This window comes from Caulobacter sp. CCH9-E1 (genome assembly GCF_001556515.1).
Classification (GTDB): domain Bacteria; phylum Pseudomonadota; class Alphaproteobacteria; order Caulobacterales; family Caulobacteraceae; genus Caulobacter.
Genome location: NZ_LSJA01000020.1, coordinates 1 through 25,102, shown reverse-complemented (window position 1 = coordinate 25,102; position 25,102 = coordinate 1). Strand labels below are relative to the sequence as shown.

Sequence of the window (25,102 nt, the reverse complement as noted above, 5' to 3'; positions counted from 1 at the left end):
TCGCCCCCTCAGTCACTCCGTGACAGCTCCCCCGCATCGCGGGGGAGCATCTATACCGCTCAGACCGCGTCCAGCCCGATATCCAGCACTGGCGCCGAGTGGGTCAGGGCCCCGACGCTGATCACGTCGACGCCCGTCTCGGCGATGGCGCGGACCGTCGTCAGGTTGACGCCGCCCGAGGCCTCCAGCACCGCGCGGCCCTTGGCGGCTCGGACGGCGGTCTTCAGGTCGTCGAGGCTGAAATTGTCCAGCATGACGACGTCGGGACCGTGCTTCAGCGCCTCTTCCAGCTGATCGAGGCCGTCGACCTCGACCTCGACCTTCACGAGGTGGCCGGCGTGGGCGCGGGCGCGGCGGACGGCCTCGCCGACCCCGCCGCAGGCGGCGACGTGGTTGTCCTTGATCAGGATGGCGTCATCCAGCCCGAAGCGGTGGTTGACCCCGCCGCCGCAGCGGACGGCGTACTTCTCGAGCGCGCGCAGGCCGGGCGTCGTCTTGCGGGTGTCGACGATGGTCGCGCCCGTGCCCTCGACCAGCCGCACGTAGGCGCGCGTCAGGGTGGCGATGCCCGACAGGCGGCCCAGCAGGTTCAGGCCGGTCCGCTCGGCGGCCAGAACGGCGCGGGCGGCGCCCTCGGCGCGGGCCAGGATCGCGCCCGGCATGACGTCTGAGCCGTCGGGGGCTGCGACCTCGAAGGTCGCGGTCGGGTCCAGGGCGGCCAGAGCCAAGCGCGCGCAGGAAAGTCCGGAAACCCTCCCATCCTGCCGGCTGGCCCAGACGACCGACAGCCGCGCGTCCGGATCGATGCAGGCCTGGCCGGTGATGTCGCCGGCGCGGCCCAGGTCCTCGGCCAGGGCGTGGTCGACGATCGGGCGGACGAGGATGTCGTCCAGGGCCAAAGACACGTGGGAGGTCATGCTCATTCGGCGGCGTAGCGGACGGCGGCGTCCGCGCTCTCCAGGGTCACGAAGGTGCGGACGGGCTCGGCGGCGGTCGCCGGGAAGTCCGCGCGGTAATGACCGCCCCGGCTTTCCTGGCGGGCCAGGGCGGCCTCGACGATCAGGCGTGCGGCGACGACCGCGGGGCAGGGGCCGTAGGCGGGTTCCAGCGCCTCGATCTGCTCCAGCAGCCGGGCCAGGCCGGCGGCGTCGCGGATCACCCCGGCGTCCCGGCTCATGGCCTTGCGCAGGGTCTGCAGGGCGGCGTCGGGCAGGTCGGGCAGGGGCTCGAGGCTGACCGGCTCGCCGCCGTGGGTTCCCTCGCTGGCGGCCGCCCGGCCGGCGCGGGCGCCGAACACGGCCGCTTCCAAGAGGCTGTTGGAGGCCAGGCGGTTGGCGCCCTGCACCCCGGTCGAGGCGCACTCGCCGGCGGCGTAGAGGCCGGGCAGGCTGGCGCGGCCGTCGAGGTCCGTCGCGACCCCGCCCATGTGGTAGTGCACGGCCGGAACGACGGGGATCATCTCGCGGCGGGGATCGATCCCCGCGCTCTGGCAGGCCTCGAACACGGCCGGGAACTCGTGCGGGAAGTGCGCGCCGACGGCTTGCGTCGCATCCAGGAAGGCTCCGCGACCAGCCGCCCGCTCGGCGTGGAGGGCGCGGGCCACGACGTCGCGCGGCGCCAGCTCCTTGGCCGGGTGGTAGTCGGCCATGAAGGCGCGGCCATCAGCGTCGCGCAGGATCGCGCCTTCGCCGCGCAGGGCTTCGGTGGCGAGGGGCGCGGGATCGCGGCCGATGTCGATGGCGGTGGGGTGGAACTGCACGAACTCGGGATCGGCGATCGTCGCGCCGGCCAGGGCGGCCAGGCCCAGGCCCTCGCCGCGCACCTCGGCCGGGGTGGTGGTCACGGCGTAAAGACCGCCGACTCCGCCGGTGGCCAGGATCACCGCCGTCGACCGGATCTCGACCAGGACGCCCTCGATCTCGGCCAGCACGCCGACCACGCGGCCCGTCGTGTCCTGGAGCAGTCGGCGGGCGCGGGCGTTCTCGCGGACCTCGATGGTCGGCGTGGCGCGGACCGCGGCGATGACGGCGGCCATGATCGCCGCGCCGGCGCCGTCGCCGCCCACGCGGGCGACGCGGGCCTTGGAGTGGGCCGCTTCCAGGCTCAGGACGAAGGCGTCACTTTCGCCGTCTTTGGGGGCCTTGCGGTCGAACGGCGCGCCGAGGGCGGCGAGATCGCGGACGGCTTGCGGGCCTTCGCGGGTCAGGAGCTCGACGGCCTTGGGATCGCAGAGGCCCGCGCCGGCGGCGAGGGTGTCGGCGGCGTGCAGCTCCGGGGTGTCCTCGCCCGACAACGCCGCGGCCATGCCCCCTTGCGCCCAGGCGCTGGAGCAGCCGGTCGCCAGCGGCGTTGGCGACAGCACGAGCGCGGTCTTCGCCGCGAGGCCGGCCGAGAGACCGGCGAGGCCCGCGCCGAGGATGACGGGTCCGTTGAAGGTGATGCGTTCGATCATTCCACACTCCACGCCCCTCCCCCTTGCGGGGAGGGGTTGGGGTGGGGGTGTCGCGCCGGCTCCGAAAGTCAGAGCTCACACCCCCATCCGACCGCTTCGCGGCCACCTTCCCCGCAAGGGGGAAGGAAGCCAGTCCGTCAAATCAGCTCGACATCCACGTGATGCCGCGCCTTCACCAGATCGTACCGAGCCGGAACCACCGGCGGCGGCAGGTCGATCATCCGCTGCACGGCCAACCGCGCGCGGTCGATGACGTCGGCGTCCACCGTCACCTCGAACTGCTCGTGGACGAGGGCGTCGTAGATGTTCCGCAGGGTGATCCGCTTCATGTGCGGGCACATGTTGCAGGGGCCGATGAACTGGGTCGCCGGGCTTTCGGCCTGGACGTTGCTGGCCATCGAGCACTCGGTGATCAGCACCACCTGGGCCGGCTTGCGCGCCGCGACATAGTCGTTCATCGCCGCCGTCGAGCCGGCGAAGTCGGCGGCTTCCAGGATCTCGGCCGGGCATTCGGGGTGGGCCAGGACTTCGGCGCCCGGCCAGGCCGCGCGCATGTCGGCGATGTCCTGGGCGGTGAAGCGCTTGTGCACCTCGCAGTGGCCGGCCCAGGCGATGATCTTCACGTCCGTCTGGCGGGCGACGTTGCGGGCCAGGAACTCGTCGGGGATCAGGATGACCTTGTCGGTCCCCCATTCCTTGGCGGCCCATTCGACCACCTGCACGGCGTTGGCGCTGGTGCAGCAGATGTCGGTCTCGGCCTTCACGTCGGCCGTGGTGTTGACGTAGGTCACCACCGGCACGCCCGGATAGCGCTGCTTGATCAGCCGCACGTCGGCGCCGGTGATCGACGACGCGAGCGAGCAGCCGGCCTTCAGGTCCGGGATCAGGATCTTCTTTTGCGGCGACAGGACCTTGCTGGTCTCGGCCATGAAGTGCACGCCGGCCTGGACGATGATCTGGGCGTCGCTCTTGGCGGCCTCCTTGGCGAGCGCCAGGCTGTCGCCCACGAAGTCGCCCACGCCGTGGAAGATGTCCGGCGTCATGTAGTTGTGGGCCAGGATCGCGGCGTTCTTCTCGCGCTTGAGGCGGTTGATCTCGACGATCAGAGGGGCCTGCGTCCGCCACTCCAGCGGCGTGACGTGGTGCTTGACCTTGTCCCAGATGGGCGCGGTCTGCGCCTCGATCTGCGCGGTGAACTCCCCCTTGAACCCGTGGGGGGCGGCGAACCCGTCGGCCATCTGATCCTCCGTTATGCTCAAAGTGAGCATTTCCAGGGCCTCAAAAAACGCCGGGCGTCGTTTTTCGTCGCTCCGACGTCGGGGTTATGCTGAAAATGAGCATAACTGACAGGTCACATATAGCGCTTAACGCGCCAAATGCAAACGGCGTCGATGAGCGGCTTCGAGCGCCTGCGGCGGGTCTTGCCGGCAGATTGTATATTGCGAGCCGGAGCTTGCCCTCGGTTCCAGTCCGCTTGAGATATGATCCCCGCGTATCAGCGTCGCCCGGGAAAATTTCCGCCACTAAACTAGATATGCGGAAGCTTAATTTGTGAGCATCTGTGTTTAGTTTTAAATGTACATTCCGTATTTCGCTTGCGCCTTATCGATTGACGGAAAGTGGATGAGGCTTAGTGGGTCGGATAATCTTGCAGACCATTTGGAAATATTGGAATAATTCGTAGAAGTAACAGCGTTACAGCAATGTAATGATGTGGCTTTAATGCGACAGTCGTTTCGGAGTCTATTTTGTGACAGCAATGTTCGTTGACCTGAGACGGAATGGCTTCGTAGCTCCCTGACTTCGAACTCGAGAGGGGTTCGGGGTGCGCTTCTTTTCGGCGCACGCCGTTATATTAGGGGAGTCCTAAAATGAGAATGAGCTCCGTGAGGGGGCGCCTGCTGGCGTCTTCGATGATCTGCACGGCCGCCGCGGCGGTGTTCGCTGGCCAAGCCGCCGCGCAAACCGCTCCGGCTTCCGACCAGACCCAGGTCGAGGAAATCGTCGTCACCGGTTCGCTGTTCCGCCGCACCGACACCGAGACCCCGTCGCCGGTCACCGTGCTGACCTCGGAAACCCTGGAGCGCGCGGGCATCGCCACGGCCGCCGACGCCATTCGTTCGATCTCGGCCGACGGCGCCGGTTCGATCGGCACCGGCTTCCAGAGCGGCTTCTCGGCCGGTGGCTCGGCCGTGTCGCTGCGCGGCCTGGGCGTGTCCTCGACCCTCGTGCTGGTCGACGGCCTGCGCTCGACCAACTTCCCGCTGAACGATGACGGTCACAACGCCTATGTCGACCTGAACTCGATCCCGTTCAGCCTGATCGACCGGATCGAAGTGCTGAAGGACGGCGCTTCGTCGTCGTACGGCGCCGACGCCATCGGCGGCGTGGTGAACCTGAAGCTGAAGAAGCAATTCGTCGGCGTTAAGGGCAGCCTGGAAGCCGGCGAGAGCGACCGCGGCGACGCCGAACACCGCCGCGCCGACATCACCCTGGGCTACGGCGACTACGCCGAGACCGGCTGGAATGTCTATGTGAACGCCGAGTATCAGACGAACGGCCGGGTCACGAACCACAGCCGCGGCTTCCCGTACAACACCCAGGACCTGAGCTCGATCGGCGGCCTGGACAACAACAGCGCCGACAGCTCGCTGACCACCCCGACGCCGAACGCCGTCGTGGTTCGCACGACGCAGAGCGACCTGAACAATCCGCTGGCGGGCGGCACGGCGCTGATCCCGAGCGGCACCTATATCGACAGCGCGGGCAAGACGCAGAACTACTACAACTACACCACGCTGAACTCGAACTGCGCCAACGGCTCGTACACCTCGACGAACCTGACCAACCGTGGCGTCGGCTGTAAGTGGGACCTGGTCGACACCTATCGCCAGATCGCGCCGAAGCAGAAGCGCTACGCCTTCAACGGCCGTCTGAGCTTCCGCCTGAACGAGAACGTCGAGGGCTACGCCACCGGCAGCTACTCGAAGAGCTATGTCAGCATCAAGGGCCTGCCCTCGGGCGTGCGCAACACCCAGCCCTTCGGCGGCTCGCCGTCGCTGGCCTCGTCGAACCCGGGTATCGTCCTGCCGGTCTACGTCTGCTCGAGCGGCACGAACTGCTCGACGGCCGTCGATCGCCGCCTGAACCCGAACAACCCGTACGCCGCGGCCTTCGCCGCCGATCCGGCCAACGGCGCCGCGCGCCTCTACTACCTGTTCGGCGACCTGCCGGCCGGCAGCGAGCGCGACAACGAAGTCATCCGTGGCACGATGGGCTTCAACGGCTCGTTCGGTGACGACTGGAACTGGCGCGTCGAAGCCGTCGGCGCTCGCGACAACCTGCGCCTGACGCAGCACGGCCTGCTGAACATCGCGGCCCTGACCAACGCGATCAACACCGGCGAATACAACTTCGTCGATCCGTCGAAGAACACCGCCGATATCCGCAACAAGATCTCGCCGGACAAGGTGACGCCGTCGCACTCGTCGCTGATGTCGATCGACGCCTCGATCACCAAGCGTCTGTGGGCCCTGCCGGGCGGCGACATGATGCTGGCCGTCGGCGCCCAGGCGCGTAAGGAAGTTCTGGAGAACAACAACCAGAACGCCCGTCTGGACACCTACGGCCTGTCGACCGCCTCGGCGTTCGGCAAGCACACGGTCAAGGCCGCCTTCTTCGAAGTCGCCGCGCCGGTCCACGACACGCTCGAACTGAACGTGTCGGGCCGCTACGACGACTACTCGGAAGGCTTCAACAACTTCTCGCCGAAGTTCGGCGCGAAGTTCACGCCGATGAAGCAACTGGCCTTCCGCGGCACCTACTCCAAGGGCTTCCGCGCGCCGACCTTCGCTGAATCGGGCCCGCGCTCGCAGTACGCTGGTTTCGTGTCCACGACGCCGCCGGCCAACTTCCAGAACCTGCATGGCGGCACCAGCAACCCGTACTCGCAGTCCTACAGCCTGGGTCGCGGCGTTGTCGGCAACCCGGACCTGAAGCCGGAGAAGTCGCGCAGCTTCACCCTCGGCACGATCTATGAGCCGACCCGCTGGCTGAGCCTGACGGTCGACTATTACGACGTCAAAAAGTCGGACCTGATCGTGTCCGGCCCGAAAATCAGCAAAGCGGTCGAAGCCTACTACAGCAAGACGACGCTGGCTGAAGCTTGCGCCGCCGTCGCCGCCGTGGGCGCGGGCTATTCGTGCAACGTGACCGACGCCGTCGATCCGCTGTTCCCGACGGCCCTGCCGCGCGTGCTGATCATCAACGTCCCGTACGTGAACGCCGACTACTCGAAGACCTCGGGCGTCGACGTCTCGGCCACCGGCCGCTTCAACCTGCCGGCCGACATCCGGTGGACCAGCCGCGTGGAAGTGACCCACGTCCTGAAGTACGACCTCCACACCGCGGACGGCGTGCAGAAGTACGCCGGTACGCTGGGTCCGTACGATCTGTCGTCGGGCAACGGCACGCCGGAGTGGAAGGGCAACTGGCAGAACACCCTGGCCTTCGGTGAGAAGTACACCCTGTCGGCCACGGCCTACTATGTCGGCAGCATCAAGTCGGTCGCCGCGGACACCAACGGCAGCACGGAATGCGTTCCGGGCAACCCGTACGGTGGTTCAGGCAGCCCGGCCGTCGCCAACAAGTTCTGCAAGATCAAGAGCTTCATCAACGTCGACATGAACGCGACGGCCCAGATCAAGGACGGCGTGCAACTGTACGCCAACGTGGGCAACGTGTTCGACAAGAAGGCTCCGATCGCGCCGGGCGCCTATGGTTCGGCTCCGAACTTCCTGACCACCTGGCACTACGCCGGTCTGATCGGTCGTACGTTCAAGATGGGCGTGCGCTTCGAGTACTAAGACCGCTGACCTTCGGGTCTCAGCAGGGGCCGGCTCCGAAAGGGGCCGGCCCTTTTTCTTTGTCGATCCCTCAGCCGCGCCAGGGCGTCACGACGATCGGCGCGGCCTGGATGGCCAGATCACGCGGGTCCAGCGTCGGCGGCTGGCCGTGCTCGAAGACCATCGGCAGCAGCGACGCGACCAGCAGCAGGGCCATGGTCACGTTGAAGGCGCGCAGGACCGCCGGCCGATCCAGGAACGGCCGCAGCCCCCGCCCAAAACCCGCCCAGGCGGCGCTGCACGGCGCGCCCACCAGCATGAAGGTTCCGGCCAGCAGCGGCACGATCGTCCACGAGCCGCCCTCGGGCGCATAGGTCGTCACCGCGCCCAGGGCCATGGCCCAGGCCTTGGGGTTGACCCACTGGAACGCGGCGGCCTGCAGGAAGGTCATGGGGCGGCTGGCGGCCTGGCGGTCGCTGACCTTGTCTGAGGTCCCGATCTTCCAGGCCAGCCACAGCATGTAGCCCGCCCCCACCCAGCGCAGGATCTCGTGCAGCACGGGGAAGGTCCTGAAGACGCTTCCCAGTCCAAAGCCCATGCACAGCACCATGAACCCCAGGCCGCAGCTGATGCCCAGGATGTGCAGCACGGTGCGGCGGAAGCCGAAGTTCGCGCCCGAGGCCAGCAGCATCATGTTGTTCGGACCCGGCGTGCCCGCCGTGGCGAAGCAGAACAGGACGTAGGCGAGCAGTAGTTCGGGGGTCATCACGGCCTCTTTGTCTCGGTTGGCGAGATCGGAATGTCATTGTGATGATTTCCATTGTATCGTGAGTCAAACTACATATTGTCACCGTGACAAAGCTGGAGATCGTCTTGGCCCCGTCCTGGACCCCCACCCTTCCCGATGGCGACGGACCGCTTTACGAGCGGCTGGTCGCGGCGCTGCGCGCCGATGTCGCCGCCGGCGCGCTGGCGGCGGGGGCGCGGCTGCCGCCGCAGCGGGAGCTCGCCTACCGCCTGGGCATCGGCCTGGGCACCGTCACCCGCGCCTATGTCGAGGCCGAGAAGGCGGGGCTGGTCAGCGCCCATGTCGGCCGCGGCAGCTTCGTCAACGCCCCCGCCGATCACCGCGCGCCGATCCGCGAGGGGCCGATCAACCTGGCCCAGAACATCGCGCCGGCCGGACCCGCCGCCAGCCGGATCGCCGAGGCCCTCGCGCGCCTGCGCCGCCGACCGGACCTGCTGGAGCATCTGGCCTACGCGCCGGCGGCCGGGCACGAGGCCCAGCGGCGGGCCGGGGCGCTATGGCTGGCGAGGTTTGGCGGCTACGACGGCGCCGACTGGGCGCGGCTGGTCTGCTGCAACGGCGCCCAGCAGGGCCTGGCCCTGGCCATGGGCGCGGTCGCCCGGGCCGGCGACACCGTGCTGTGCGAGGCCTCGACCTATAACGGCGTCAAGGCGCTGGCGGCTCACATGGGCCTGCGACTGAAGGGCGTGGCCCTGGACGAGGAGGGGCTGCGTCCCGACGCGCTGGAGGCGGCCGCGAAGACGACCGGCGCGCGCGTTGTGTCCGTCATCCCGACCCTGCAGAACCCGACGGGCCGGATCATGAGCGTGTCACGGCGCGAGGCGATCGCGTCTCTGGCCCGCCGCCTGGACCTGACGATCATCGAGGACGACATCTATGGCGCCTATGCGCCCGACGCGCCGCCGCCCCTGGCCCTGCTGGCGCCCGAGCGGACGTTCCATGTCTCGGGCGTGTCGAAGACGCTGGGCCCCGGCCTGCGCGCCGGCTTCCTGGCGGCGCCGACCCCGGCGGCCTTCGAGCGTGTGCTGGACGCGGTGCGGGCCCTGACCTACGCGCCCTCCGGCTTCGGCGGCCTGGTGGCGACCCAATGGATCGAAGACGGCGCGGCCGACCAGATCGTCGCGGAGGTCCGCGAGGAGGCCGCCGCGCGTCTGGCCCTGGCCCGCGACATCCTCGGCGGCGCGATCGAGTCGCCGAGATCGGACTGCTCCCCGCACGTGTGGCTGCCGATGAGCGAGCTGGAGGCCGAGCGCCTGGCGGGCCGCGCTCTGCGCGGCGGCGCGGAGGTCACGCCGCCTGACGCGCCGATCGTCGAGCCTGGTCTCGTCACCGGCGTCCGGGTCTGTCTGGGCGCCGCGCCCGACCGTCAGACCCTTCGCCAGGGCCTCGAGATCGTGGCTGGGGCGCTGTCCAGCGAAGTTGGCGAACGCTCGCGCGCGGTGATCTGAGCCGCGGCCGACAGCGGCCGCGGCGTCATCTCAGGCGCTGGCGCGTAAGGGCGCCGCGTCATCGGCGCCATGCGAGGAGCCGAGCTCGAACTGGCCGACCAGTCGCGCCAACTGGTTGGTCTCGTTCTTCAGCGAGTGGACCGCGGCGGTCGCCTCTTCGACCATGGCGGCGTTCTGCTGCGTGTTCTGGTCGATCTGCGACATGGCGATATTGATCTGCCCCAGGCCTTCCGACTGGTCCGCCGCCAGGCTGGCGATGCCGCCCATGAGGCCGTCGATCTCGTCCACCTTGCCGACGATGCCCTGCATGGCGTCGCCCATCTCACGCACCAGCATGACGCCTTCGTCGATTTGCCGCGACGACGCGCCGATCAGGCCCTTGATCTCCTTGGCCGCCTCGGCCGAGCGTTGGGCCAGGGCCCGCACTTCCTGAGCCACGACGGCGAAGCCCTTGCCGCTCTCGCCGGCCCGGGCGGCCTCGACCCCGGCGTTCAAGGCCAGGAGGTTGGTCTGGAAGGCGATCTCGTCGATCACGCCGATGATGTTGGTGATCTGCTGCGAGGAGTCCTCGATCTGGCCCATGGCGGCCACGGCCTTGTCGGCGACCGCGCCGCTGTGCTGGGCTTGCTCCTGGGCCACGGCGACCGCGGCGCGCGCCTGGCGCGCGCCCGTGGCCGAGCGCTGGACGGTGTTGGTCAGCTCGCCCAGCGCGGCGGTGGTCTCCTCGAGGGTGGCCGCCTGCTGCTCGGTGCGGCGCGACAGATTGTCGGAAGCCGAGGCGATGTCGTCGGCGCCGTGCTGGATGCCCAGGGCGTTGTCCCGCACGGCCTTCATCGCCGAGGCCAGCTGCGCCAGCGCCGCGTTCAGGTTCTCGCGCAGCTCCGTGTAGTCGGCGGGGAAGTCCTGCGCCAGGCGCACGGTCAGGTCGCCCGCGGCCAGCCGCGCCGCGACGGCGGTCACGTCGGCGACCACCCGGCGCTGGACCTCGGCGGCCGCGCGTTCGGCTTCCGCTCGCTTCTGGGCTTCCGCAGACGCCTGGTCGCGCATGGCCGCGGTTTCGGCCTCGAGGCGATCGCGATCCAGCGCGGCCTGGCGGAACACGGCCAGGGCGCGGGCCATCTCGCCCGTCTCGTTGGCCAGGTCGGCGAAGGGGACGGGGCTGTCCTTGTCGCCCTCCGCCAGGCCGCTCATCCGCTGGGTCAGGGTCATGATGGGCCGCGTGATCGTCCGGCCCAGAAGGGCGGCGCCGACGCCGACGATCAGCACGAGCACGAGCCCGATGGCGACCTGCTCCAGGGCCTCTTTCCCAACCGCATCTTCGATGTCGTCCACATAGACGCCAGAACCGACGATCCAGCCCCAGGCCGGCATCAGCGCCACGTACGAGATCTTCGGCTGCGGCTGATCATGGCCGGGCTTGGGCCACATGTAGTTCACGAAGCCGCGGCCGTTCGCCTTGGCGACCTTGGTCATTTCGGAGAACAGCGCCTTGCCCTTCGGGTCGCGGTTCTCGGACACGTCCTTGCCGTCCAGCGCGGGCTTCATCGGGTGCATCACCATCTTGGTCTCAAGCGTGGTGATCCAGAAATATTCCTGTCCGCCGTAGCGCATCGCCTTCACGGCGCCGATCGCGGCGGCCTTGGCCTCGGCCTCGGTCATGCGCCCGGCTTGGGACTCGGCGTAATAGTGGTCGATGACCGACACGGCCGTCTCGACCTGACTGCGCGTCTTGAGCGCGATGTCGTCGTGCATCGTGCTGGACAGGTTCAGCAGCCCGACGCCGATCGCGATCGCCAGGCCAATACCTGAAAACAGCACCACCAGGCGCAGGCGCGCCATGATGGATAGATTGCGCAGCCTCAACATGACTATTGCCTTCATGCGAAGAGTGAGCCATTGCATCTCTTCGATGAACATCAGATATTATAGGTATTAACTTCGCTATAACTGGCCGATATCTGGACAAAATGTCGCAGTCAGAGGTGTTCGGAATCTCTGGGCTCGCGCTTTTCCTAAGTCTTCATTTTATTTGTCGGACTTTTGGTAGTGGAGGCAATGCGATCAGCTCGCACATACTCCGTAACCAAGACTGGTGACCTCGCGGCAACGCGACACGCCGGCGGCTACCGTGCCGCTGGACCCCGCGGGGAGATCCCCAGGGCTCACCAGAGCAGCGTCTTCACCCAAGTCGATCCGTCCGGCGCCGGCGAGACGACCTTGATCACCACCTGGCTGTCCTTGGCCAGCCAGAAGCGGGCGGGGGGCCATTCGGGGTGGTTGTAGTCGGTGCTCACCACCCAGCAGTCGACCTCGCCGCCCGCTGAGCTGGTCAGGGTCTCCGAGCCCGTCACCTTGAAGCGGTACGGCGCCGGCGCCTCGCCGCCCGGATGGTGGAAGACGATCTGCGCCTCGTAGCCCTTCGCCAGCGGGAGGGCCTGCAGGGTCTCCATGTCGGTCTCGAAATTGAAGGCCGGCTGCGGCGAGGCCATGTCGTAGGCGGCCTGGGCGTTGCCGGCCAAGTCCTTCAGGCCGACGATCCGGTCGGGCTTGAAGTCGAAGCCCTCGATCTTGGTCTGGCCGTCCCTGCCGGTGGTGCTGCGCTGGTGCGTCAGCGGGCGGAAGGTGCCGAGCTCGAACCACGAGTCGAGCTGTTTGACCGTTCCCGGCGTCGCGCCGTCCCAGTGCTGGACGATGTGCAGCCGCTTCACGCCCGAAGCGTCCGGCTCGATGCGGATCTCGCGAGTCCAGACGTCCAGCGGCGTGATGGTGTCGCCGACCTGGCGATAGCGCAGGTAGCGGTGGGTGGCGGGCTTGAGCTTGTCGAACCGCGCCAGGGCCTGGCCGACCGGCACGAGCGTCGGCGCGGCCCAGGCCGGAGCCGAGGCGGCGAGAAGGACGGCGAATGCGGCGCCGACGGCCGCATGGAACGGAAGACGCATTGAAAACCCCTGAGCGAAAGCGACCGCATGTGATCGCGCCGCGCCGCGGGGAGCTACTTAAGCTTCGGTAATGCGAGCCAATAGGGTCGCAGCCCTTCGATCAGGCGTGTCCGGGTAGATCGCGATCAGATTGTAGCCCAATGCGGCATACGTCGCTTCGTGCACGCTTTCAAAGCGAAGAGCATCTTCCAGGCTGATCTGGCGTGCTGCGGTTTTCATTACGAAACCCAGGCCCTTCACGAGGAACACGCGGCGGTCATAGACGCGGTTTGTCGCGATGCGGTCGAGCTCTTCCCTCAGACCTGTCGAGATCGGGTGACCCAGAAAACGCGCCAGGGCCAAAGTGCAAATTGGCGACCGGTCAAAGAAGATCGGGTCGCCGACGGCCCGCGCCTCGCGGCTCCGTTGGAGGGCGATGATCTCGTCGATAATGCTGGGATTCGTCCAAGGTTCGGCCGCGCCCTCAGCCTGTGCGAGGGCGATCACGTCAGTCGCCGCTTCCTCCACCACGGCGTGACCCGCGCGTTCGAGGGCGCGGAGCAGCACTGTTTTTCCCGCACCCGGCGCGCCGGTTAGAATATGGCGTCGCATGGTTCCTCTCCTCGGCGCCGTTCTCGAGAAGCTTCCCGTCCTAAAGAGCCTTTTCCAGCACCACGAACGCCAGGTCGTCGCGCTGGGGCTGGCCGAAGCGCTCGTCGCCGTAGGGGAAGGGCTGGGTCTCGCCGGTCAGTTGGTAGCCGCGACGCTGGTACCAGGCGATCAGGGTGTCGCGGACGGAGATGACCGTCATCCGCATGCGTTGGCCGCCCCTCGCCCTGGCATGCGCCTCGCAGGCCTCCAGCATGGCGCGGCCAATGCCGCCGTCCTGGCGCAATGGCGAGACGGTGACCATGCCGACGTACCAGGCCTCGCCGCCGGTGGGCTCCAGCCAGGCGCAGGCGTAGGGCTTGGCGGCGGCGTCGTCGCGGAAGGTCAGGATCGTCGCGCCGGGCTTGGCGGCGAGGTCGGCGCGCAAGGTCGCCTCGTCCGTGCGCTGGCCGCCCAGCAGATAGCTCTCGCTGGTCCAGCCCTTGGTCGCCAGCTCGCCCCGGTAGGCCGAGTTCACCAGGGCGACGATGTCGGCCAGTTCGTGGTCTTGATGGGGCGTGGGCGGGGGCATGTCGTTTCCGTGCAGCGGGCGCGCTCGAATCGCTTAGCGTGAACCGAGGCCCGAACTCCAGGGCCTGACCACGGGGGTGGGCATGCCGGAACTTCTGATCGGCTGCGGCAACAGCCGCGACAAGCGTGTCGGCGATGCGTCCAATCCGGGTTGGAACGACCTGACCACGCTGGATATCGATCCGCACTCCGGCGCCGACGTCATCCATGACTTGAACATCCTGCCCTATCCGTTCTCCGACGACCATTTCGACGAAATCCACGCCTATGAGGTGCTGGAACATACGGGCCAGCAGGGTGACTGGCGGTTCTTCCTGGCGCAGTTCAGCGAGTTCTGGCGCATCCTGAAGCACGGCGGCCTGCTGTGCGCGACCTGTCCGTCCGTGACCTCGCGTTGGGCCTGGGGCGATCCGGGGCACACGCGGGTGATCCAGCCCGAGACCCTGGTCTTCCTGCAGCAGCCTCGCTACGAGCAGGTCGGCCGGACGGCGATGACCGACTATCGCGCCTTCTACCAGGCCGACTTCGATCTGGCCTTCAGCGAGGACAACGGCGAGAGCTTCAAGTTCGCGCTGCGAGCCATCAAGCCCTCGCGGATCCAGCCGAAAGCCTAGCGTCCCCGGACGCGCTTCCACGCCCCGCCGGTCATCCGCTTCACGACGCCGGCCTCGCGGCGGATCAGCTCCCAGGGGTGGAAGGCCAGGCCCACCGTGTCGGCCATGGTCGCGCCGCGGGCGCCCATCGGCTGTTCGGGGCCCGTGGTGGAGTCGACGGCGGTCTGGTGCTCGATCTCGGCGTTCAGCTCCGCGCCGATCAGGATCGCCATGATCGAAAACCACACCCAGACCATGAAGGCGATGATCGCGCCCAGCGGGCCGTAGGTGGCGTCGAAATGGGCGACGCGATTGACGTAGGTCGAAAAGCCCAGCGATCCGACCAGCCAGCCCGCCGAGGCCGTCGTCGCCCCGATCCAGACCCAGCGCCACCGAGCCTGGGCGCGGCTGGGGGCGAAGCGGTAGAGCACCGCGAAGGCCGCCGCCGTCATCGCCATCACCATCAACCAGCGGATCGGCGCCCAGAAGGCCTCCAGCGTCGACAGTCGGGCGGCCTTCAGCAGCCACGGGGTGACGATCAGCACGGCCGACACCGCCGCCGCATAGACCAGGGCGCAGAAGGTGAAGGCGTAGCTGAGCAGGGTGCGCCGGACGATGTGGCGCTTTTCTTCCTCGTCATAGGCGACGTTCAACCCGTCGAAGAGCGCCCGCATGCTGGCGTTGGCGCTCCAGATCGACAGCAAGAGCGAAAAGCCGAACGCCACGCCCAGCTTGGTCTCGCCCTGGTTGGCCAGGCGCAGCATCTGCTCGCCGACGATCTTGACGACGGACGGCGGAAAGACGCCGGCCATGTCGCGCAGCTGCTGCTCGACCGTCCGCACGTCGGCGAACAGGCCATACAGCGAGACGAAGGCGCCGATCGCCGGGATCAGGGCCAGCAGGGTGTAGAAGGTCACGCCGCCCGCCACGGCCGGCAGGCGGTCGACGGTGATCTCACGCCAGGTGCGCCAGACGATGTCGCGCCAGCCCAGCAGCGGAATGTGGACCGGATGATGCGCGGCGCGACCCCGGCGCGGTTCGGCCGCCTCGAAGTCGTGCGGCGGCATGGCGCGGTCCTCGGACAAGCCGGGCGGATCGACCAGCTGGGTCTCCCGCCGCTTGCGGGGCAGGGCGAACGGCGCGGCCGCCAGCAGCACGATCCACGGCGCCAGGTGATAGGGCCGCGACTTCAGCCAGGACAGGATTGGACGCAGGCCAGCGTCGCTCATGAAGCGCCCTCCAGAGTTGCAAGAACCCCGACGCCCGCGCTCCGTTCCAGTGCCCTGTTCCGCCTCGGGGCCAGCCAAGCCTTGCCATGACGCGAGTCGGGCCGGATGTTGCCGCGTCATGGACGCTCGCATCGCCTCGCTCTATCGCCACCCCGTCAAGGGCTTCACGCCCGAGCGATTGACGTCCGCGACGCTGGAGGCGGGGGCGTGCTTTCCGTGCGACCGGCTGTACGCGGTCGAGGACGGCCCCAGCGGCTTCGATCCCGCCGCGCCCGACCACATCTCGAAGATGAAGTTCACGGTGCTGGCCAAGATCCCCTCGGTCGCCCGCGTCCGCACCGCCTATGACGAGGCTAGCGGGGTGCTCTCCGCCCGCGCCGAGGGCCATCCTGACTTCGCCGGGGACCTGCGCGCTCCGGCCGGACGCGCCGGCTTCGAGGCTTGGCTGGCGGGCTTTCTGGGCGAGGAGGCTTCAGGGCCCCTGAAGGTGATCGAAGGCCCTGGCGCGCACCGGTTCATGGACAGCAAGTCCGGCTTCGTCTCGATCGTGAACCTCGCCAGCGTGCGCGACCTGTCCCAGCGCCTCGGCCGAGACCTCGATCCGCTGCGGTTCCGCGCCAACCTCTACGTCGAAGGCTGGTCGGCCTGGGCCGAGAACGACTGGACCGGCCGGACGCTGACGATCGGCGGAGCGACCGCCGAGGTGATCAAGCCTATCGTCCGCTGCGCCGCCACCCACGTCGATCCCGACACCGGCGAGCGCGACGCCGACCTCGTCAAGGCGCTGTTCGACCACTACGGCCACATGTTCTGCGGGATCTACCTGACCGTGACGGACGGCGGGACGGTGGGCGAGGGGGATGGGGTGGCCGTGGGCTGAGCGTCAGCCCAAATGCGCCCGGGCGTTCATGCTCTGGTGCAGCACCCGAATAATCTCGATCTGGGCGCCAATTCTATAGAAAATCACATGCGAGCCGGCGGCTCTGCGTCGGTAGCCTGGACGAAGGTTGTCGTCGGGCCATCCCAGATCGGGCCGCTCGGCGACCATTTCGATCGACATGCGGATCTGGCGCACATAGTCGGCCGCCTGCTGGGCGCCCCACCGGTGTTCGGAGTAGTCCCAGATGTCGTCCAGATCGGCCCTGGCGCGACGTGACAGCCGATACGGTTTCATTCTTCGTGGAAGCCTGGGGGAGCCGAGGCCCGCCGCTTCTCTTCAATGAAGGCGTCGAAGTCGAAATCCTCGATGAAGCCGCTTTCCTCGCCCTCGATCAGCGCGGCGCGTAGCACCTTCAGCTTGGCTTCGTTGTCCTCCAGGAGCCGCAGTCCAGCCCGTATGACCTCGCTCGCGGAACCATACCGCCCGTCGGCGACCTGACTGTCGATGAAAGCCTGCAAGTGGTCGCCGAGGCTGACGGAGGTGTTTTTGCTGGCCATGCGCGGATAAATACCAAAACTTGGTATCGCATTCAATCTCGCCTCCCGCCGCCCAACGCGCTAAATGCCCCGCCCATGACCCAGACCCTCGTCAAAGCCTGGACCGCCGCCAAGGATCGTCTGAAGGACGCCGGCATCGATCAGCCGTCGATCGACGCGCGCCTGATGCTGGAGGTCGCCGCCGGCGTCACCCGCACCGAGATCGTCACCGACCCCTATCGCGAGCTCACCGCCGAGCAGCAGGCGATGCTCGACGCGTTCCTGACCCGCCGCGCCCGCCGCGAGCCGGTCAGCCACATCATCGGCCGCAAGGGCTTCTGGAAGATCCTGCTGCAGGTGAACAAGAACGTCCTGACCCCGCGTCCCGAGACCGAGGTCATCGTCGACGAGGTGCTGAAGGCGTTCCCGGAGGCCATGCCGTTCTCGATGCTCGACCTGGGCGTCGGCTCGGGGACGATCCTGCTGGCGGTGCTGGCCGAGCGGCCGGCCGCCAAGGGGCTGGGCGTGGATGCTTCCAACGAAGCCCTGGCCGTGGCCCGCGACAACGCCGCCAACCTCGACCTGAACAACCGCGCGGCCCTGATGCACGGCGACTGGACCGCTGGTCTGGCCGACGCCAGCTTCGACCTGGTGGTCTCCAATCCGCCCTATATTCCGTCGGCGGTGATCGAAACCCTCGAGCCGGAGGTTCGCGACCACGAGCCGCGTCTGGCCCTGGACGGCGGCGAGGACGGCCTGGAGGCCTACCGCCTGCTGGCGCCCGAGATCCTGCGGGTGCTGAAGCCCGGCGGCATGTTCGCCGTCGAGATCGGCTACGACCAGTCCAAGGCCGTCGAGGCCCTGTTCAACGCCGCGGGCGCGCAGCAGGTTCGGACCATCAAGGACCTGTCCACGCACGACCGTGTGGTGACCGGGGTGAAAAATCCCTTGGAAACCGGGGCGTGAACCGCTAGACGAGTCCTGTCTCCTTCCAGATCGCCGGGTGATGGGAAAAGCGAGCGCTGACGCTTCAAGGCGTTAGGCGCTGGCGAGGCTCCCCCGGCAGGCGCGCCCGGTCCGCCGGTCGCCGCGCCGCAAAGAGCAGGGTGGGGGCTCTACGGAAACCAGTGTCTCTGACATCGACGAGGGGTCGACCCGCCTAGAGACCAGCAAGGCCGGATGCGCCAGCTCAAGACTGACCTCCCCGGACAGGTTCAGAAGAGAACATGAGAGATTTCAAGGGCATGAAGCGCCAGCGGGGCCGCAACAATCGTGGCGGCAACGGCGGCAAGCCTCAGCAGCACAACGCCAACCGCGCGTTCGATTCGAACGGTCCGGAAGGCGTGAAGGTGCGCGGCGCGGCCCAGAGCGTCTACGAGAAGTACCAGCAGCTGGCCCGCGACGCCTCGTCGTCCGGCGACCGGGTGCTCGCGGAAAACTATCTCCAGCACGCCGAACACTATTTCCGCGTCCTGCGGGCGATCCAGCCGAATCGTCCGGTGGCCGATATCGTTGGCAAGGACGTCTACGCCGCCTACGAGATCGACTTCGAGGCCGAGCCGCCGGAAGAGCCGGAAGTCGCTGAGACGCCGGCCGAGGGCCAGGCCCAGGGCGAAGGCGCCGAGGGCGAGGGCGGCGAGCAACGCCGCGACCGCTTCGAAGGTCGCGACCGGAACCGCGATCGGGACCGCGATCGCAACCGCGACGACCGCAACCGCGACGGCGAAGGCCGCCGGGACCGTTGGCGCGACCGTGACGACCGTGATCGCAACCGTGACGACCGCCTTCGCGACGACCGCCCCCGCGACGATCGTCCGCGTGACGACCGTCCGCGTGAAGATCGCTTCCGCGACCGCGACGATCGTCCGCGCGACGACCGTCCCCGCGACGACCGTCCCGCCGCCGAGGGCGAGCAGCCTCAAGGCGAAGGCCAGGGCGAATACCGCGAAGGCCGCCGCCGCCGCGACCGCAATCGCGACCGCGATTGGCAGCCGCGCGGCGAGCGTGATCCGATGGCCGTGATCGAGCCGGAGGCCTCGCCCCTGACCGCCGAGGCGCCGGTCGGCGAGGGCTCGCCCCTGCTGCGCGGCCAGGACGGCGCCGTCAGCCACGCCCCGGCGTTCCTGGGCCGCAAGACCGAGCGCGCCGAACCCGCGCCGGCGCCCGAGGCTTCCGCCGAAGGCGAAGAGGTCAAGAAGCCCCGCCGCCGCCGCGCCCCGCGCAGCTTCGAGGCGGGCGAAGGCGCTCCGGCCGGTTCTGAATCCGAAGAGGCCTGATCCTCTTCAAAAGATCGATCTTGGAAAGGGAGCCGCGAAAGCGGCTCCCTTTTTCTTTGACGCGCGTTCTGGACATGATTGGCCGAAGACCGGTCCGTCGCACGCAACTTGGCGAAGCACCCTGTTCGACGCTAGGTTTTGATCTTTGACGGACGGAGCTGCCATGGCGGGTGCGCGTAGGTCCAATCGATCATTCGGCGACCAGCGCGAGGGCGAGGGAACCGCGGTCGAAGCCCGCTATCGCGCGATCGTCGACACTGCGGTGGACGCGATCGTGGTGATCGACGAGCAGGGCCGCATCGAGGCGTTCAACCCCGCCGCCGAGCGCCTGTTTGGCTATTCGGCCGATCAGATGATCGGCGAGAACGTCAATCGTCTGATGCCCGAGCCCTATCACGGCGAGCATGACGGCTATCTGGAGCGCTACCGCGAGACGGGAGAGCGCCGGATCATCGGCATCGGCCGCGAAGTCAGCGGTCGGCGGGGCGACGGGACCACATTTCCGCTGGAGCTGTCGATCGCCGAGTGGCGGGACGGCGAGCGGCGTTTCTTCACCGGCGTCATGCGGGACGTCACCGACCGCAAGCGGGCCGAAGAGCTCCAGCAGTTGATGATCAACGAGCTGAACCACCGGGTGAAGAACACCCTGGCCACGGTGCAGTCGGTCGCCGGCCAGACTCTCCGCAACGCCGGGGACCTGGAGGATGCGCGCGACAGCCTGACGCGCCGTCTGCTGGCCCTGTCGCGGGGGCACGACATCCTGACGCGCGAAAGCTGGGACGGCGCCGAACTGGCCGACATCGTCGCCTCGGTGGTGGCCGCTCACGGCGAGGCCGAGCGCTTCGACATCGATGGCCCCGCCGTGCGCCTGGCGCCCAAGGCAGCCTTGGCGTTGTCGATGGCCTTGCACGAACTGATGACCAACGCAGCCAAGTACGGCTCGCTCTCCGCTCCCGAAGGCCAAGTGCGATTGACCTGGCGGCGTAGCAGGGTCGAGGCGGGCGAGCGGCTGCAACTGAGGTGGGAAGAAATCGATGGGCCGCCAGTCGTCAAGCCGACGCGTCAGGGGTTCGGCACCCGTCTCATTACCGGGGGGCTGGCGCGCGAGCTCGGCGGATCGGTCGTTCTCGACCACCGGCCGGCCGGGGTCGTCTGCGAGATCGACGCAGAACTCGCCCGCACCGGCCAGTCGAACCGGTTCATCCGTGGCGCGGTCTGATCCATTGCGCATCCTGGTCGTCGAGGACGAGCTGTTCGTGGCGATGCTGGTCGAGGACCTGCTCGGAGAGTTGGGCTGCGAAGTCGTCGGCCCCGCCGCTTCGGCCAGCGAAGCCGCTCGCGCGGCCGAGCGCGAGGTCTTCGATTTCGCCTTGCTGGACGTCAACCTGGGCGATGGCCAGACGTCGTTCGAGACCGCCGAGATCCTGCGCGGGCGCGGCGTGCCCTACGCTTTCGTCACCGGTTATGGCGACCAAGGCGTACGGCCCGACCTGCGCGACGTTCCGGTGCTGTCGAAACCCATCGACCCACGCCACCTGGCGCGCGTCATCGAGGCGTTACGCTAGCCGAACTCCCCGCCTCAAGGAGGCGTTACGACCGCGTCCCTCTCGCGGAGCCGCCCATGCGCGTCGTCACCGTCCTGGCGCTTTCCCTCCTGGCCGCCGAACCAGCCCTGGCCGCCTCCGGCGACTGGCGCGCCGACGTCTTGCGCGAAGACGCGCGCCGGCTCGAGCGGCTGGATGAAGCCTGGGATGCGGCGCTGGCCGGGGCCCGGGCCGAGGGGCTCGGACGCCAGCTGGCGCGCCTGGGCGCGCTGGCCGATCCGCGCGTCTCGCTGCCGCGCCCGCAGCCGGGGCCGGGAAGCTACCGCTGTCGCACGATCAAGCTGGGTTCGCAGAACGGCGGGCCCGGTTTCGTCGCCTACGGCTGGTTCCGCTGCCGGGTGGAGCTGACGCCGGGCGGCGACCTCGTGCTGGAGAAGGTCACCGGCTCGCAGCGCCAGGCCGGCCATCTCTATCCCGATGCCCCCCGCCGCCTGGTGTTCCTGGGCGCGGTGGCCTGGGGAAGCGGCGAGGGGCGCGCCCAGTACGGCCGCGATCGCGAGCGCGACCAGGTCGGGGTGCTCGAGCGCATCGGCCCCGGCCGCTATCGCCTGGCGCTGCCGTGGCCGCGCCAGGAGTCGACGCTCGACCTGCTGGAGCTTCGGCGATGAGGCCCGCGCCGTGGGCGGGATGACATTTCGGTAAGGTCGCGGCAGGCTCGGTTGCGCCCGGCGCGCTCGCCGACGATAAGCTTGTGTCGAGTTGGAAACATATCGAACACCATGCGCCCAAGCCGCCTGACCCTGCCGTTGCTCCTGGCCGCCGCGACCACGCTGGGCGGCTGCGCCTACAACGCCGACCTGGGCCGCGACCAGCTGTTGATCGTCAAGGACGACAACCTGGCCGCCGAGGGCGAGAAGGCCTGGGCCGACACCCTGCGCACGGCCTACATCTCCAAGGAGCCGCGAAAGAACGAGCGCGTGCGCGCCGTCGGCCAGCGGGTGATCGAAGCGGCCGGCCTGTCGAACCGTCCCTGGGACTACGCGGTTTTCCTGGACGAGGCGCCGAACGCCTTCGTCCTGCCGGGCGGCCATGTCGGGGTGACGGTGGGCCTGCTGGCCATGGTCCAGAACGACGACCAGCTGGCGGCCGTGATCGGTCACGAGGCCGGCCACGTCGTCGCCCACCACGCGGCCGAGCGCGCCTCGCAGCAGACCACGGCCAAGGTGCTGCTGGGCATCGCCGGCGCGGCGGCGGGGAGCAGCGATTTCGGCAAGCTTCTCAAGGACCACGGCGACGACGCGGCCAAGTACGGCGTGCTGCTGCCGTTCTCGCGCAAGCAGGAGCTGGAGGCCGACCGCCTGGGCGTCGACTTCATGCAGCGCGCCGGCTACCGCCCCCGCGAGGCCGTGAAGCTGTGGCGGAACATGCAGGCCATGGACGAGGCCCAGAACGCCAAGGGCGCCGAGAGCGATCTGGGCTCGACCCACCCGTCCGACGCGGTGCGAATCCAGGCGCTGGAACGATATCTGGCGAGCAAGGGCTGGTAGGCCTTGTGTGGCCGATCAGCCACACCTAAATCCCGCTCGGACCTATTGTGCTTGATCAAGGCGATGGGCTCCGATCCGCCTAGGAAGGGGACATTATGAACATCGATCTCTACTCTGACCGCGCCAAGCAGGCCGTTCAGTCGGCCCAGAGCCTGGCCCTCGCGCGAGGCCATCAACAGTTCGCGCCCGAACACATTCTGAAGGTCCTGCTCGAGGAGAAGGACGGGCTGAGCCGCGCCCTGATCCAGAGCGCCGGCGGCCGCCCCGACCAGCTGGACGGCGGCGTCGAGACCCTGCTGGCCAAGACCCCGCGCGTCGACGGCGCCGGCGGCCAGCTCTACATGAAACCCGACACCGCCCGCGTCTTCGCCGAGGCCGAAAAGGCCGCCAAGACCGCCGGCGACGCCTTCGTCACCACCGAACGCCTGCTGATCGCCATCGCCAAGGAAGGCGGCGAGGCGGCCAAGCTCTTCAAGGAAGCCGGGACCTCGGCCCAGGCCCTGGAGACCGCCGCCAACGCCATCCGCAAGGGCCGCACGGCCGACAGCGCCAACGCCGAGGAAGGCTATGAGGCGCTCAAGCGCTACGCCCGAGACCTGACGGCGGCGGCGCGCGACGGCAAGCTCGACCCCGTGATCGGCCGCGACGAGGAGATCCGCCGCACGATCCAGGTCCTCTCGCGTCGCACCAAGAACAACCCCGTCCTGATCGGCGAGCCCGGCGTCGGCAAGACCGCCATCGTCGAGGGCCTGGCCCTGCGCATCGTCAACGGCGACGTGCCCGAAAGCCTGAAGGACAAGAAGCTGCTGTCGCTGGACATGGGCAGCCTGATCGCCGGCGCGAAGTACCGCGGCGAGTTCGAGGAGCGGCTGAAGGCCGTCCTGGCCGAGACGACGGCGGCCGAAGGCTCGATCATCCTGTTCATCGACGAGATGCACACCCTGGTCGGGGCCGGCAAGACCGACGGGGCGATGGACGCCTCCAACCTGCTCAAGCCCGCCCTGGCGCGCGGCGAACTGCACTGCGTCGGCGCCACCACGCTCGACGAGTACCGCAAGCATGTCGAGAAGGACGCGGCCCTGGCCCGTCGCTTCCAGCCGGTGTTCGTGCAGGAGCCGACGGTCGAGGACACCATCTCGATCCTGCGCGGCCTGAAGGAAAAGTACGAGGTCCACCACGGCGTGCGGATCAGCGACAGCGCCATCGTCGCCGCCGCGACCCTGAGCAACCGCTACATCGCCGACCGCTTCCTGCCCGACAAGGCGATCGACTTGGTCGACGAGGCCTCCAGCCGCGTGCGCATGCAGATCGACAGCAAGCCGGAAGAACTGGACGAGATCGACCGCCGCCTGGTGCAGCTGAAGATCGAGCGGGAGGCCCTGTCGAAGGAAACCGACGCGGCCTCCAAGCAGCGGCTGGAGAACCTGGAGGTCGAGATCGACGACCTGCAGTTCCGCAGCGACGAGATGACCGCCAAGTGGAAGGCCGAGAAGGAAAAGGTCGGCGGCGCCGCCCAAGCCCGTGAAGCCCTCGACCGCCTGCGCGCGGACCTCGCCAACGCCCAGCGCGCCGGCGACTTCGCCCGCGCCGGCCAGATCCAGTACGGCGAGATCCCGGCCCTGGAAAAGCGCCTGGCCGAGGCCGAGGAGAGCGACACCCAGGCCCTGACCCCGGAAGTCGTCGACGCCGAGCAGATCGCCGCCGTCGTCAGCCGCTGGACCGGCGTGCCCGTCGAGAAGATGCTGGAAGGCGAGCGCGAGAAGCTGCTGAAGATGGAGGACGAGCTGCGCGGTCGCGTGGTCGGCCAGGACGAGGCGCTGGAGGCCGTCTCCGACGCCGTCCGCCGCGCCCGCGCCGGCCTGCAGGATCCGTCCAAGCCGATCGGTTCGTTCCTGTTCCTGGGCCCAACGGGCGTGGGCAAGACCGAGCTGACCAAGAGCCTGGCCGAGTTCCTGTTCGCCGACGAGGCGGCCATCACCCGGATGGACATGTCCGAGTACATGGAAAAGCACTCGGTCAGCCGCCTGATCGGCGCGCCTCCCGGCTATGTCGGCTACGACGAGGGCGGGGCGCTGACGGAGGCCGTCCGTCGCCGTCCGTACCAGGTCGTGCTGTTCGACGAGATCGAGAAGGCTCACCCCGACGTCTTCAACGTGCTGCTGCAGGTGCTGGACGACGGTCGCCTGACCGACGGCCAGGGCCGCACGGTCGACTTCCGCAACACGCTGATCATCATGACCAGCAACCTGGGCGCCGAGTACCTGGCCAATCAGGAAGAGGGCGAAGACGTCGAGGCGGTCCGGCCGATGGTGATGAACACGGTGCGCGGCCACTTCCGCCCCGAGTTCCTGAACCGGATCGACGAGATCATCCTGTTCAAACGCCTGTCGCGCTCGAACATGGGCGACATCGTCCGCATCCAGCTGCATCGCGTCGAGAAGCTGCTGGCCGACCGCCGCATGAGCCTGGCGCTCGACGCCGAGGCCCTGAACTGGCTGGCCGACAAGGGCTATGACCCGGTCTATGGCGCGCGCCCCCTCAAGCGCGTGATCCAGAAGGAGCTGGTCGACCCGATCGCCAAGAAGCTGCTGGCCGGCGAGATCGAGGACGGCGGCGTGATCGCCGTCGGCGTCCAGGACGGGCAGCTGTCCTTCGGCAAGGCGGTGCTGCAGTAACAAAAGTGAGCCCCTCTCCCCTTGCGGGAGAGGGTGACCCGCGAAGCGGGGCGGGTGAGGGGTTGAAGAACCTATCCGCCGCGATCGGCCTTTCCGCCGGTCGCGGCGGTTTTCGTTTGCGCGACCCCTCATCCGTCGCTTTCAGCGACACCTTCTCCCGCAAGGGGAGAAGG

Annotated in this window: 22 protein-coding genes and 2 pseudogenes; 12 read left to right on the top strand and 12 right to left on the bottom strand. The window is 68.3% G+C overall.

The annotated features are described in order from the left end of the window. Positions 1–59 precede the first annotated feature (59 nt). From nadC to nadA, 3 genes are all read right to left on the bottom strand, one after another. Positions 60–917 (bottom strand): carboxylating nicotinate-nucleotide diphosphorylase, encoded by an 858-nt coding sequence (gene nadC / locus AX690_RS01350; RefSeq protein WP_369798158.1) that lies wholly within the window; start codon positions 915–917, stop codon positions 60–62. Between the two features lie 2 nt (positions 918–919). Further along, the gene (locus AX690_RS01345) at positions 920–2,452 is read right to left on the bottom strand and encodes an L-aspartate oxidase (protein WP_066730208.1); all 1,533 of its coding nucleotides are present in this window, start codon (positions 2,450–2,452) and stop codon (positions 920–922) included. A gap of 137 nt (positions 2,453–2,589) precedes the next feature. Further along, a complete protein-coding gene (gene nadA, locus AX690_RS01340; RefSeq protein WP_197426743.1) occupies positions 2,590–3,690 on the bottom strand; it encodes a quinolinate synthase NadA in 1,101 nt (366 codons plus the stop codon). A gap of 633 nt (positions 3,691–4,323) precedes the next feature. Here nadA and AX690_RS01335 point away from each other — a divergent pair. Then, positions 4,324–7,317, top strand: a complete 2,994-nt coding sequence (locus tag AX690_RS01335; RefSeq protein WP_066730206.1) for a TonB-dependent siderophore receptor — start codon at positions 4,324–4,326, stop codon at positions 7,315–7,317. 70 nt (positions 7,318–7,387) lie between these two features. On the opposite strand, the gene AX690_RS01330 is transcribed toward AX690_RS01335, so the two are convergent. Further along, on the bottom strand, positions 7,388–8,062 hold the full coding sequence (locus AX690_RS01330) for a LysE family translocator (RefSeq protein WP_066730205.1): 675 nt from the start codon (positions 8,060–8,062) through the stop codon (positions 7,388–7,390). A 107-nt stretch (positions 8,063–8,169) separates the two neighbouring features. On the opposite strand from AX690_RS01330, the gene AX690_RS01325 reads away from it, so the two are divergent. Continuing rightward, entirely contained in the window at positions 8,170–9,552 is a 1,383-nt protein-coding gene (locus tag AX690_RS01325) for a PLP-dependent aminotransferase family protein (RefSeq protein WP_066730204.1), read from the top strand. Positions 9,553–9,582: 30 nt separating this feature from the next. Here AX690_RS01325 and AX690_RS01320 read toward each other — a convergent pair whose 3' ends face one another. The 4 genes from AX690_RS01320 to AX690_RS01305 form a co-directional block, all read right to left on the bottom strand. After that, on the bottom strand, positions 9,583–11,418 hold the full coding sequence (locus AX690_RS01320) for a methyl-accepting chemotaxis protein (protein ID WP_066730203.1): 1,836 nt from the start codon (positions 11,416–11,418) through the stop codon (positions 9,583–9,585). Between the two features lie 296 nt (positions 11,419–11,714). Next, positions 11,715–12,491 (bottom strand): hypothetical protein, encoded by a 777-nt coding sequence (locus AX690_RS01315; protein ID WP_066730202.1) that lies wholly within the window; start codon positions 12,489–12,491, stop codon positions 11,715–11,717. A gap of 57 nt (positions 12,492–12,548) precedes the next feature. Continuing rightward, complete coding sequence (locus AX690_RS01310; protein ID WP_066730201.1) at positions 12,549–13,082, bottom strand: AAA family ATPase; 534 nt, start codon at positions 13,080–13,082, stop codon at positions 12,549–12,551. Between the two features lie 40 nt (positions 13,083–13,122). After that, positions 13,123–13,650 carry an N-acetyltransferase gene (locus tag AX690_RS01305; protein WP_066730200.1) on the bottom strand — a complete coding sequence of 176 codons (528 nt, stop codon included), beginning with the start codon at positions 13,648–13,650 and terminating at the stop codon, positions 13,123–13,125. 82 nt (positions 13,651–13,732) lie between these two features. Between AX690_RS01305 and AX690_RS01300 the strand changes: the two genes are divergently transcribed. Next, a complete protein-coding gene (locus tag AX690_RS01300) occupies positions 13,733–14,263 on the top strand; it encodes a class I SAM-dependent methyltransferase (protein WP_066730199.1) in 531 nt (176 codons plus the stop codon). Here AX690_RS01300 and AX690_RS01295 read toward each other — a convergent pair. Beyond that, on the bottom strand, positions 14,260–15,471 hold the full coding sequence (locus AX690_RS01295; protein WP_066730198.1) for a YihY/virulence factor BrkB family protein: 1,212 nt from the start codon (positions 15,469–15,471) through the stop codon (positions 14,260–14,262). The two genes, AX690_RS01300 and AX690_RS01295, sit on opposite strands and share 4 nt — an antisense overlap. A gap of 118 nt (positions 15,472–15,589) precedes the next feature. On the opposite strand from AX690_RS01295, the gene AX690_RS01290 reads away from it, so the two are divergent. Next, positions 15,590–16,351 (top strand): MOSC domain-containing protein, encoded by a 762-nt coding sequence (locus tag AX690_RS01290; RefSeq protein ID WP_066730197.1) that lies wholly within the window; start codon positions 15,590–15,592, stop codon positions 16,349–16,351. A 3-nt stretch (positions 16,352–16,354) separates the two neighbouring features. On the opposite strand, the gene AX690_RS01285 is transcribed toward AX690_RS01290, so the two are convergent. Then, positions 16,355–16,645 (bottom strand): type II toxin-antitoxin system RelE/ParE family toxin, encoded by a 291-nt coding sequence (locus AX690_RS01285; protein ID WP_066730196.1) that lies wholly within the window; start codon positions 16,643–16,645, stop codon positions 16,355–16,357. After that, positions 16,642–16,908 (bottom strand): type II toxin-antitoxin system ParD family antitoxin, encoded by a 267-nt coding sequence (locus tag AX690_RS01280; protein WP_066730195.1) that lies wholly within the window; start codon positions 16,906–16,908, stop codon positions 16,642–16,644. Before AX690_RS01280 ends, AX690_RS01285 begins: the two co-directional genes overlap by 4 nt. Positions 16,909–16,983: 75 nt before the next feature. Here AX690_RS01280 and prmC point away from each other — a divergent pair, with 75 nt between their 5' ends. The 8 genes and pseudogenes from prmC (at position 16,984) to clpB (ending at position 24,929) form a co-directional block, all read left to right on the top strand. Continuing rightward, entirely contained in the window at positions 16,984–17,853 is an 870-nt protein-coding gene (gene prmC, locus AX690_RS01275) for a peptide chain release factor N(5)-glutamine methyltransferase (protein ID WP_066730194.1), read from the top strand. 87 nt (positions 17,854–17,940) lie between these two features. Continuing rightward, positions 17,941–18,117, top strand: a pseudogene (locus tag AX690_RS22610) (hypothetical protein); the annotation flags it as partial. Further along, positions 18,114–19,163: a DUF4167 domain-containing protein gene (locus AX690_RS01270; RefSeq protein ID WP_066730193.1), complete on the top strand. Its 1,050-nt coding sequence runs from the start codon at positions 18,114–18,116 to the stop codon at positions 19,161–19,163. The pseudogene AX690_RS22610 and the gene AX690_RS01270, both read left to right, overlap by 4 nt. A 163-nt stretch (positions 19,164–19,326) precedes the next feature. Beyond that, positions 19,327–20,382, top strand: coding sequence for a sensor histidine kinase (locus tag AX690_RS01265; RefSeq protein WP_066730192.1), 1,056 nt, complete (start codon positions 19,327–19,329; stop codon positions 20,380–20,382). 10 nt (positions 20,383–20,392) lie between these two features. Further along, a complete protein-coding gene (locus tag AX690_RS01260) occupies positions 20,393–20,728 on the top strand; it encodes a response regulator (protein ID WP_082769430.1) in 336 nt (111 codons plus the stop codon). Between the two features lie 56 nt (positions 20,729–20,784). After that, positions 20,785–21,375 (top strand): DUF4893 domain-containing protein, encoded by a 591-nt coding sequence (locus AX690_RS01255; protein WP_066730191.1) that lies wholly within the window; start codon positions 20,785–20,787, stop codon positions 21,373–21,375. Between the two features lie 111 nt (positions 21,376–21,486). Then, a complete protein-coding gene (locus tag AX690_RS01250) occupies positions 21,487–22,254 on the top strand; it encodes a M48 family metallopeptidase (protein ID WP_066730190.1) in 768 nt (255 codons plus the stop codon). A 95-nt stretch (positions 22,255–22,349) separates the two neighbouring features. Next, a complete protein-coding gene (gene clpB / locus AX690_RS01245; protein ID WP_066730189.1) occupies positions 22,350–24,929 on the top strand; it encodes an ATP-dependent chaperone ClpB in 2,580 nt (859 codons plus the stop codon). On the opposite strand, the pseudogene AX690_RS24085 reads toward clpB, so the two are convergent. Beyond that, positions 24,928–25,102 (bottom strand): annotated as a pseudogene (locus AX690_RS24085) (hypothetical protein); the annotation flags it as partial. The gene clpB and the pseudogene AX690_RS24085 sit on opposite strands and share 2 nt — an antisense overlap.

Coding starts and splice junctions, on each gene's coding strand:
- AX690_RS01335 (WP_066730206.1), top strand. CDS start 4,324: ATGAGAATGAGCTCCGTGAGGGGGCGCCTGCTGGCGTCTTCGATGATC.
- nadC (WP_369798158.1), bottom strand. CDS start 917: ATGACCTCCCACGTGTCTTTGGCCCTGGACGACATCCTCGTCCGCCCG.
- AX690_RS01320 (WP_066730203.1), bottom strand. CDS start 11,418: ATGTTGAGGCTGCGCAATCTATCCATCATGGCGCGCCTGCGCCTGGTG.
- AX690_RS01310 (WP_066730201.1), bottom strand. CDS start 13,082: ATGCGACGCCATATTCTAACCGGCGCGCCGGGTGCGGGAAAAACAGTG.
- AX690_RS01290 (WP_066730197.1), top strand. CDS start 15,590: ATGGACGCTCGCATCGCCTCGCTCTATCGCCACCCCGTCAAGGGCTTC.
- AX690_RS01315 (WP_066730202.1), bottom strand. CDS start 12,491: ATGCGTCTTCCGTTCCATGCGGCCGTCGGCGCCGCATTCGCCGTCCTT.
- AX690_RS01285 (WP_066730196.1), bottom strand. CDS start 16,645: ATGAAACCGTATCGGCTGTCACGTCGCGCCAGGGCCGATCTGGACGAC.
- AX690_RS01255 (WP_066730191.1), top strand. CDS start 20,785: ATGCGCGTCGTCACCGTCCTGGCGCTTTCCCTCCTGGCCGCCGAACCA.
- AX690_RS01250 (WP_066730190.1), top strand. CDS start 21,487: ATGCGCCCAAGCCGCCTGACCCTGCCGTTGCTCCTGGCCGCCGCGACC.
- AX690_RS01270 (WP_066730193.1), top strand. CDS start 18,114: ATGAGAGATTTCAAGGGCATGAAGCGCCAGCGGGGCCGCAACAATCGT.
- AX690_RS01305 (WP_066730200.1), bottom strand. CDS start 13,650: ATGCCCCCGCCCACGCCCCATCAAGACCACGAACTGGCCGACATCGTC.
- AX690_RS01345 (WP_066730208.1), bottom strand. CDS start 2,452: ATGATCGAACGCATCACCTTCAACGGACCCGTCATCCTCGGCGCGGGC.
- AX690_RS01265 (WP_066730192.1), top strand. CDS start 19,327: ATGGCGGGTGCGCGTAGGTCCAATCGATCATTCGGCGACCAGCGCGAG.
- AX690_RS01295 (WP_066730198.1), bottom strand. CDS start 15,471: ATGAGCGACGCTGGCCTGCGTCCAATCCTGTCCTGGCTGAAGTCGCGG.
- AX690_RS01330 (WP_066730205.1), bottom strand. CDS start 8,062: ATGACCCCCGAACTACTGCTCGCCTACGTCCTGTTCTGCTTCGCCACG.
- prmC (WP_066730194.1), top strand. CDS start 16,984: ATGACCCAGACCCTCGTCAAAGCCTGGACCGCCGCCAAGGATCGTCTG.
- clpB (WP_066730189.1), top strand. CDS start 22,350: ATGAACATCGATCTCTACTCTGACCGCGCCAAGCAGGCCGTTCAGTCG.
- AX690_RS01300 (WP_066730199.1), top strand. CDS start 13,733: ATGCCGGAACTTCTGATCGGCTGCGGCAACAGCCGCGACAAGCGTGTC.
- nadA (WP_197426743.1), bottom strand. CDS start 3,690: ATGGCCGACGGGTTCGCCGCCCCCCACGGGTTCAAGGGGGAGTTCACC.
- AX690_RS01280 (WP_066730195.1), bottom strand. CDS start 16,908: ATGGCCAGCAAAAACACCTCCGTCAGCCTCGGCGACCACTTGCAGGCT.